This window comes from Actinosynnema sp. (genome assembly GCF_052038725.1).
In genome coordinates this window covers 1-2,569 of the sequence record NZ_JBQGCX010000138.1, presented here as the reverse complement: position 1 = coordinate 2,569, position 2,569 = coordinate 1, and the positions used below count along the sequence as shown (strand labels likewise).

The following is a 2,569-nucleotide window of genomic DNA, read 5'->3' as shown; positions in this document are numbered from 1 at the left end:
CGGGCGCGAACGCCCGACCCCGCCCCGGTGCCGTCACTCACTCGCCGCTGAACTCGGTGAGCAGCGCCTTGCGCTGGCGGTCGCCCAGGCCCCGCAGGCGGCGGCTCGGCGCGATCTCCAGCCGCTCCATGATCTGCTGGGCGCGCACCTTGCCGACGCCGGGCAGCGCCTCCAGGAGCGCCGACACCTTCATCTTGCCCAGGACCTCGTCGCTCTCAGCAGCCTTCAGCACGTCCTTCAGGGTCGTGCCGCCACGCTTGAGGCGCTCCTTGAGCTCAGCGCGAGCGCGACGAGCGGCAGCAGCCTTCTCCAGCGCTGCGGCCCGCTGCTCCTCGGTAAGCTGGGGAAGGGCCACGATTTCCTCCGTGGTGTGGGAATTTCAATTCTGGATCTGCGTCGCGACCGTACCGAGCGCAATTGCCTGGGTACAACACGGGTCTGTTACCACCCAGTCAGGTAAATCTTCAGCGTTCGGCGGTTGCGGCGGGTGGTAGTAGTACCAACACCCTCCGGAAGAGCCTTCACCGCCACCGGCAATCCCGTGCGCAACACCTGTGTGGTATGCGCCCGTCGGCGGTGCTCCCAACCGGTGGCCGTGACCGTACCAGGCCCCGTTTTCGCAGGTGAGCGGACCACGCTAACCGGGCCGGGATTTGATCGTGATCACACCGTGAACGAGTCCAGGACCCGGCGCGTCGCACCCCGCAGATCGGACACCGAGGGGCCGTGCCTCAGCACGTCCCGAGAGGTCGTGGGGAGCACCCCGCGCAGCTCGTCGCCGAAGAGTTTCCGCAGGTCAGCGACGGTAGCGCCCTGGGCGCCGAAGCCCGGCGCGAGCACCGGGCCGTTGAGCCCCGACAGGTCGACCCCCAACTCGTGGACGGTCGCCCCGACCACCAACCCGACGTCGCCGAGCGGCGACGCGCCCGCGTTGCGCGCGCCCGCCGCGTCGACCACGGCCTGCGCGACCGCGACCCCGTCCTCGCCCCGCGCGCGCTGCACGGAGGCGCCCTCGGGGTTGGAGGTGAGGGCGAGCACGAACACGCCCCGCCCGGACTCCTCGGCGGCGGCGAGCGCCGGTTCGAGCGCGCCGAACCCGAGGTAGGGCGACAGCGTGACCGCGTCGCCCGCCAGCGGGGAGCCCTCGGTCAGGTAGGCCGCCGCGTAGGCGGCCATGGTGGACCCGATGTCACCCCGCTTGGCGTCGACCAGCACGAGGGCGCCCGCCGACCGCAGATCGGCGATCACGCGCTCCAGCACGGCCACGCCCCGCGACCCGTGGGCCTCGAAGAAGGCCGACTGGGGCTTCACCACGGCCGCCTCGGCCCCGAGGGCCTCGACGCAGGTCAGGGCGAAGCGCTCCAGCCCGGAGGCGTCCTGGGGGAGCCTCCAGGACGCCAGCAGGCCGGGGTGCGGGTCGATGCCGACGCACAGGGGTCCCCGCTCGGAGACCACCCGCGCCAGCCGCTCGCCGAACCTCACGCCTGCCCCCTCAGCGCCGCCTGGAGCGCCTGGAGGGGCCGCACGCCGATGTCACCGCGGATCGCGGCCTCGATGCCGTGCACGGCCGCCGCCGCGCCCTGGATCGTGGTCACGCACGGGATGTCCCTGGCCACGGCCGCGGTGCGGATCTCGTAGCCGTCCACGCGGGGCCCGCTGTTGCCGTACGGGGTGTTGATGATCATGTCGACGCCGCCGCCCAGGATCAGGTCGACGACGTTCTCCTCGCCCTCGAAGTGCTTGCGCACGACGGTGCAGGGGATGCCGTTGCGGCGCAGCACCTCGGCGGTCCCGGCCGTGGCCAGCACCTCGAAGCCCAGGTCGGCGAGCCGCTTGACCGGGAAGATCATGGCCCGCTGGTCCCGGTTGGCCACCGACACGAACACCTTGCCCGAGGTGGGCAGGGAGCCGTAGGAGGCGGTCTGGGACTTGGCGAACGCGGTCCCGAAGGACACGTCGATGCCCATGACCTCGCCGGTCGACTTCATCTCCGGGCCGAGCAGCGAGTCCACGCCCTTGCCCTCGGGGGTGCGGAACCGGTGGAACGGCAGGACCGCCTCCTTGACCGCCACGGGGGCGTGCGGGGGCAGCTTGGCCCCGTCGCCCTCGGCCGGGAGCAGGCCCTCGGCCCGCAGCTCGGCCACGGTCGCGCCCAGCATGATCCGGGCCGCCGCCTTGGCCAGCGGCACCGCCGTCGCCTTGGACACGAACGGCACGGTGCGGCTGGCGCGCGGGTTGGCCTCCAGCACGTACAGCACGTCGTCCTTGAGCGCGTACTGCACGTTCAGCAGGCCGCGCACCCCGATGCCCTCGGCGATGGCCAGCGTGGAGCGGCGCACCGCGTCCACGTCGGTCTCGCCCAGGGTGATCGGCGGCAGCGCGCACGCCGAGTCGCCGGAGTGCACCCCGGCCTCCTCGATGTGCTCCATGACGCCGGCGATGAACACCTCGTGGCCGTCGTAGAGCGCGACTACGTCGATCTCGATGGCGTCGTCGAGGATCGGGTCGTCCAGCACCGGGCGCTCCGGGGTGATCTGGGTGGCGCGCTCGATGTAGCCGCGCAGCGTGT

3 protein-coding genes are annotated in these 2,569 nt (G+C 72.2%); all 3 read right to left on the bottom strand.

Features of this window, described 5'->3' with window-relative positions:
* Positions 1–37: 37 nt before the first annotated feature.
* Positions 38–355: an integration host factor, actinobacterial type gene (gene mihF / locus ACTUAL_RS02670; protein ID WP_015803945.1), complete on the bottom strand. Its 318-nt coding sequence runs from the start codon at positions 353–355 to the stop codon at positions 38–40.
* Positions 356–663: 308 nt separating this feature from the next.
* Complete coding sequence (gene pyrF, locus ACTUAL_RS02665) at positions 664–1,482, bottom strand: orotidine-5'-phosphate decarboxylase (RefSeq protein ID WP_440899147.1); 819 nt, start codon at positions 1,480–1,482, stop codon at positions 664–666.
* Positions 1,479–2,569 (bottom strand): ATP-binding protein (locus ACTUAL_RS02660; protein WP_440899146.1); only part of this gene is annotated, 1,091 nt, incomplete at its 5' end. The genes ACTUAL_RS02660 and pyrF, both read right to left, overlap by 4 nt.